Annotated in this window: 2 protein-coding genes and 1 pseudogene; 1 reads left to right on the top strand and 2 read right to left on the bottom strand. The window is 66.8% G+C overall.

What is annotated here, in order from left to right; genetic code table 11:
• Positions 1 to 1,523: 1,523 nt before the first annotated feature.
• Positions 1,524 to 1,775: pseudogene (locus ADK86_RS45630) on the top strand (IS5/IS1182 family transposase); the annotation flags it as partial.
• 344 nt (positions 1,776 to 2,119) lie between these two features.
• Here the strand turns inward: ADK86_RS45630 and ADK86_RS12390 are convergent.
• A complete protein-coding gene (locus ADK86_RS12390; RefSeq protein ID WP_053696637.1) occupies positions 2,120 to 4,273 on the bottom strand; it encodes an SUKH-4 family immunity protein in 2,154 nt (717 codons plus the stop codon).
• Positions 4,274 to 4,285: 12 nt separating this feature from the next.
• Positions 4,286 to 5,263: a hypothetical protein gene (locus ADK86_RS12385; RefSeq protein WP_053696636.1), complete on the bottom strand. Its 978-nt coding sequence runs from the start codon at positions 5,261 to 5,263 to the stop codon at positions 4,286 to 4,288.
• Positions 5,264 to 6,111: the final 848 nt, after the last annotated feature.

Raw genomic sequence — 6,111 nt, 5'->3', positions numbered from 1 at the left:
GAGGCATCCTCCCCACCCTCTGACGAACCGTCGAAGATCTCCTTGGGCACCAGCAGCTCATTCGCTTCCCGCGCAACGGAAGCCGATTACGGCTGGCGTGTGCGGCTGACCGCAGATCAGGAACTGGGGAGGCGCAACTCGTGCCCACGGGGCCTTCGGCGCGGGAATCCCCGGTGATCGGCCTGCCTCATTGGATCCGAGCGAGGCCCTTCGCCGCGAACGGGTGCTGTCGAATCTCATGAACAGTTCGATATGCCCTGATGATGCGGGTGCCTCCCAAACTCGCGTACAGGTGCTGTCGCAACTCGTGAACAGAGCCACGTCGGCGAAGCTCAGCGAGATGACCTCGCGGCAGGGTGTCGCCTCCCCGTTTGCCAAGAGCCGTTAGGCGCGCGAGCCACATTCGGCGACATGTGCTGCCTGAAGGGGGCCGTGTATGGTCGCGGCCCGAGCTCTGGCGAGGGACTACTGTGCGTAGCTACTGGGGGAGTCGGTCCTACAGTTCTGAGGCAGTCTGGTGTGCGGTGTGCGCTTCGGGGCGGGGCACTGTCGCCTTGACCGGAACGCTGCGGGCTCCGAATGGAACTCAAAAATTGGTGAGGTAATTGCCTCACAGTGCCGGGCCGGCCGGGGTCGGAGAGGATAGAGCGCGATCGAATCGGATACATATGTCCGATTGCTTGGCGAAGTCGCAGGTGAGATGGCCCACCCGTTTAGGTTCGAGTCCCACCCGCCCCACCGCTGCACGTCTGTGCAGAAACGATGTGACCTGCGGAAACGTCTCACTGGGAGCGTTTCCGTAGGAACATTGCCATACATCTGCCGCACGTGACCCCCTATGCGGGCGTCATGGCGAGTATCAAGAGTTACGCGGAGCGTCTGGCGCCGTGACGTAACGGAGTCGTCCGCTCACAAGCCTCCACCGGCCTCGCCCGAGCCCGCCTCCTGCGCCGCGAACCCGACGCGGCCTGCGAGGCTCCGGAGCCGGTCTTCGACGTGCCCCGGGACCGGCGCGGTGCCGGTGTCCTCGAACGCCTCACCGCCGCCCGTGCCCAACTCACGCACCCGGACTTCCGCACCGCAGCCCACGCATCCGGCCTCAGGTGAGCGCATCGAGGAGTTCCCGGCGGTGTCCGTCTCGCGCAACCTGGCGGATCAGCGCACCTCGCCCTCGACACCTGACGCGGGCCAACCATCGAAAGCCGCCGGGAGCTGCTGCACCCGGGTGTGTCGAGACCATGCTCCGCGGTCCGCGAGTACGCCACCGGTACACGCCCGTCATGCAGCCACCGGCACGTCTCCTCCGCCGGCTCCGCAGGCGGGCGGCACCGCGGCCCGGCCGCCTGCGCCCGCTGCCAGGCGACATTCCGCACCTCAGCATGCGTCCGCCCGACGATGGCGGGGCTGTCCGGCTGGTGATCACTGATGCGATGTGGGACCGGACCGAGCCGCTGGTGCCGGCCGACCCGGCGCGGAGCGACGATGGGCCGAAGAGCGGAACGAGCCGGCCCACCACGCACTCGGACGCGGTCATGGCCCGCATCCGTGTGCCACGAACCGGCCTCGTCGGCCCCGGCCCGCCCCACGATGGCTCTGGCCGACCGGGTGTACTCATCCCGCACAATACGAACTCGCCTACGCCGTCGGCAGTTCCGCGCGGTTATCCCGCAGCCCTTGGGCGAGATCGGCCATCGTCTGCGGCAGGCGTCGAGGTGGACGCCCCCGACTTCAATGCCAATGCCTACAAGCAGCGCAGCACCGACGAACTCGCGATCCCTACCAGGGCGCGCTTCGCCTCGCCGTCATCGCCAAGGCCGCCACCGCCGCCCTGGCCGCCGCTCAGCCGTGCTGGGGCGTCCCCTGCAGTCCGGTGGGACCGAATCAGATCGTCACCGGCGCCCTGATCCGGCAACTCTTCTTCGCCCGCTGTCCCGCCCTGCACATCCGCAGCGAAGGGCCTCGCCACGACATCGTTCGCCGAACGTGCCCAAACCGCCGAGGGGAGACGGTGACGCCCGATTCCGTATCGGGGGCCGCCCTGGGCTTCCGGCTGGGGCAGGTGGCTGGGAAGCTGCCAGGGCGGCGGCCACGTGGCGTCCTCTCCGGGGCGCCGCCAGGGCTATAGGCGGTCAGCGAAGGTCTCATCGCTGAAGACGCGCTGCCAAGCCTCCGAATCGATCGCATCCTCGTCGATCGCACGCAGCCATTCCCGCAGCTCGGGCTTCACGTCTTCGATGGTCCAGTCGGAAGTGAACCACCAGTGATAGAGCCTGACCATGGCGACGAACTGCTGAAGGCTTGATGCCGCCAGTGGTTCGTAGAGGCCCGAGGCGCCGTCCTGGAGTACCTGACCGCTGGCGCCGTCGAGCAGGAGCTGGGCGCTCTGCCATTCTCCCAACTGATACAGCGGGACATCTTCGGGCAGTTCCGTGTCCCAATCCTCGGGTTCTCTTCCGTAGGTTTCCAGGCCCGATACGGCGAGATCCGTGGTCTCCAGCTCAAGGAAACCCGATACGGCGGGGAGGCCGACGGTGGTGAGGAAGCGTCGCGTCGGCGCATGCGACAAGCCATCCGGGAGCTGGTCCTCGGTGAGGGGGCGTACACATCCCTCACCCAGCGAAGCCTCCAGCCACTGCTGTGTCGGAGCGAAAGCCTGCGGTGGGGTCGGCCGAGCGGCGATCCGGGTTACCGGACGCAACATCCGCTTCATCAGGGTCCGCGGTTGACGGGCGATTGCCTCAGGATTCACCGAAACCGCGAAGACGCCGTCCGCACCGCCGAGTACCGCCAAGCCGTCCTTCCGCAAGCCGTGCCGCACACTGCTGTCCATGCGGGGAATCAAGGCCGCGGCAGCCGGCCCGTCCGGGTACGGCCAGCCGGCATCGGACTGGTACAGGGCCGGGATGACGACCCGCTGTCCGTTCGGGGGCGATGGGGGCGACGTGGGCGCGCCGTCGGCAACCCGCCAGGTGGTTTCTGCGCCGGAATAGCTGGTACACACGACCACGCCCTGATCGATCGCCTCGGCGTCGTGTTCCAGTCGTAGTTTCATGATTTCCGGACGCCGCACCGGCAGATCGGTGTCGTACATACCGGCGGGAACTCCTTGCATCCACCGTGTCTGCCAGGGGAGAGCCATTCCCTGCCGAGTCAGGGAAGTTGCGGTGTCTGTATCTCCTGTACCGATGGCAAGGTGGTGCAGAATTGCCACCCATTCCTCTTGCGAGCAGGGTGAGATTCCGCGCTCCAAGAGATAGCGCAGACTCGCGCACCTGCTCGATGGGTCGATGGGGCGTCCGTAATATGCTGCCGACAGAGCTTCGAATACGGCTTCGGGGGAGAGCTGTGCCAAGACGGAGGGGTGGGAGACGAGCTCCTCCAGTGCGTCGACGGCTGCGGCATGTGCCGGTAGCGCTGACGCGGCGTATGAACTCAACTCCGGAGCCGAGGTGAGAAGGCGGACGGCCGAGCTGTGGAATGCCAGCGCCTGTTCCTGCGGGATTTCCGCTCGCCACTGTCGCGCATCGCTCTCGCGCCGGAATGAGACGCGAGCATCGCCCTGCCTTCCGTCCCCCTCGGTGATCTGCAGGAGATCTGGCAGCTGATCGGCCAATTCCCTGAGAAGGGTGTGGGAGCGGGGTGTGCCAGCTGCCTCGCAGAGCAATTCCCAGGTCGCAAAGGTGACTTCCGGAAGCTCGGCCAAAGAGAGTGCGCTGACGGCTCCCTGATCATCGTCGTCCGCCGAAAGGGAGGAGGGCCCGTGAGCGTCGGAGCCGCCGGCCAGAATGACCGAAGCGTCGCCGTAGCGCGCGGCCAAATCGTCGGCTCCGCTCCATTCGACCAGTACGGCGAGCCCGACTCCGTACCGCGTCGCACGGGGCAATCCGGCGGCAATCTGCCGCGCCACCCGGTTGGCCTCGACGGACGTGCGCAGCTGCCCGGCCCACTGCGCGTTGACCAGAACCACTACTCGGCCGGCATCGACGCGTTGGACGGCGCTGTACAGCCCGTCGTCGAATGTGTACGGCGCGGAGGTTCCCAAGGCAATCGCGACATCGTGCGCCACTTGCTCGGCCGACTTGCCGCGGCAATCGACCACGGCGGCCGAGGTCTCCTCGGCAAGCCGGCCGAGCAGCCGGCTCTTTCCGGCGCCCGGACGGCCACCGATCCACAGGCGGCCGCCCGTTTCAAGCATCCCAGGGATGCGCGCCAGCACCTGTTCGCGCGCCTCCTCGAACGAGACGGACGGGTGTTCCCTGCTCTCCTCATTCATGGCTGCATCTCATCATGGCTGGCCGATCGGCTGGTAGCCGGCGAATCTCATGAAGACGTCCCCCAGGGCGTTGACATGCCGCTGGAAATCGGCGTTCATCGCGTCCCGTGTCGAGTTGACCTGGGGGCGCAGGTCGGCCTCGGCGTCGAACGGTTCGGCTTGCGGTCCCTTGCGGTATCCCGTTCCATAATGCGTGGTGGCTTCCGAGGCGACATAGTGAACGATGTAACTCGAACAGTCGGCGTGGCCCTGGGAAGTTCCGCACGGCTCTCGTTCGGTGTACATCGTGCGTACTTCGTAACGATCCTTTTCCGGTACCGGTGTGCCTTCCAAGCCTTCGTTCAAGCGCTCGATCCAGCCGCCGATGTGAGGCTCCGAGTGCACGGGCCGGGGCAGTTTGTCATTGGACACCGAGCTGTCCACGACATAGTGGACTTCGCCGGTCTTGTGGTCGACCACTTCAACTGCGGCGTAATTTCGGCCGGTGAGATCCGGCTGCATGTTGGAGAGTGCCTTCAGCGCATCGCTGACGGCTTCCTGTCCATATCTGTTGTTCAGGTAGAGCTTTGCTTTGGCAGCCGGCGGAGCGTCCTTGGCGCCGGATGGAGCCGTGCTGGCGAAGTCCGTCCCCTCGTGGCCGGCAACTCCACGTGACCTGGATATGTTCTTGAGCTTCGGATCGTTCTTCTGGCGCAGTATGTCGCGTTTGCGGGCCGGGGTCCGCTCTATGTCGTCCCGCCAGTGATAAATGCTGGGCCGGCTGTTGTCGACCGCCACTCCCACGGCGTGGCTCGCATGGAAACCGACACTCAGCCTGCCCAGCGCGGCGACGACTGCGAGACGGTGCCCCTCGTTCTTGAGGTCCGCGAACCCCGGAAGGTCGCGCATGAGGTCATCCCGTTTGAAAGTGCGCCCGGCGTCCGCGTCCGCGATGATGCGCGCCAGGGCGTCCGGGTTCTTGTCCGCCAGGTTCAGCAGATAGTTGTGCACCGGTTCAAGGTCGAGCTGGCGAACTCCCCGCTTGTCACGCAGGCCGGTCTGCCCGCGGTCCCCCTCGACACCGTAATGCGTGTGGTGCTCGGTCTGGTCCTGATCGAAGGGCGCGGATCCTCGCGGCGGAGTCTGGGGCCCGCCGGACGGATTGTTCGGAATGCCCCCTGGCTCGGCGGGCGGCCTGAGGCTGTGGGGCCGGTCGGCGACCGGCCGCTGGGCATGAGGCTCATGGGGGTGCGAGTCGAGGGGTGGAGCGCTCCTCGGGTGAGTCGGGACGTCGCTGTCCGGCGGGCGGTGTTCGGAACGGCCCTGCCGTTGGGCGGGCTGATCCTGACTCTGGCCATGCCTGTTGTCCGCAGGAGCGCCTTCGGGTGCGCCGGTGGGGTAGTGCGGTGGTTGGTGTGGTGATTGGTGTGGCGGCTGAGGCGATGGCTGGTGCGGGGCCGGGGGTTGGTTGTACTGCTGGTACGGCTGGGCGTATGGGGACTGGTGCTGTGGTGGTTGTGGGTGGGGCTGTTGCTGTGAGTAGGGCTGTAGGTGGGGCTGTTGCTGGTAATGAGGTTGGGGCTGGGGCTGGGGCTGGTGGTAGGGCTGGGGCTGGTGCTGGAGGGGCGTCTGCGCGTACGGGTTGTGCTGGACAGGCTGCTGTTGTTGAGGGTGTGGCTGGGGATACGGGGTTTGTGGGTGCGGATGCTGTTGGGGGTAAGGGTGGGGGTGGTGTTGGTACGGCGTCTGCTGGGGGGGCGGCTGGGATGGCTGGGATGGCTGGGGGGGCTTGGGTGGGTTTGGGGGGGGGGGCGGGGCCGGGGGGGGGGGGGTTGGGGGCGGGGTCCGCGTGGGCGGGG

The organism is Streptomyces sp. NRRL F-5755 (assembly GCF_001279365.1).
GTDB classification, from domain to species: Bacteria; Actinomycetota; Actinomycetes; order Streptomycetales; family Streptomycetaceae; genus Streptomyces; species Streptomyces rimosus.
Note: the sequence above shows the minus strand (reverse complement) of the source record. Positions and strands in the feature narration are given on the sequence as shown.

Coding starts and splice junctions, on each gene's coding strand:
- ADK86_RS12390 (WP_053696637.1), bottom strand. CDS start 4,273: ATGAATGAGGAGAGCAGGGAACACCCGTCCGTCTCGTTCGAGGAGGCG.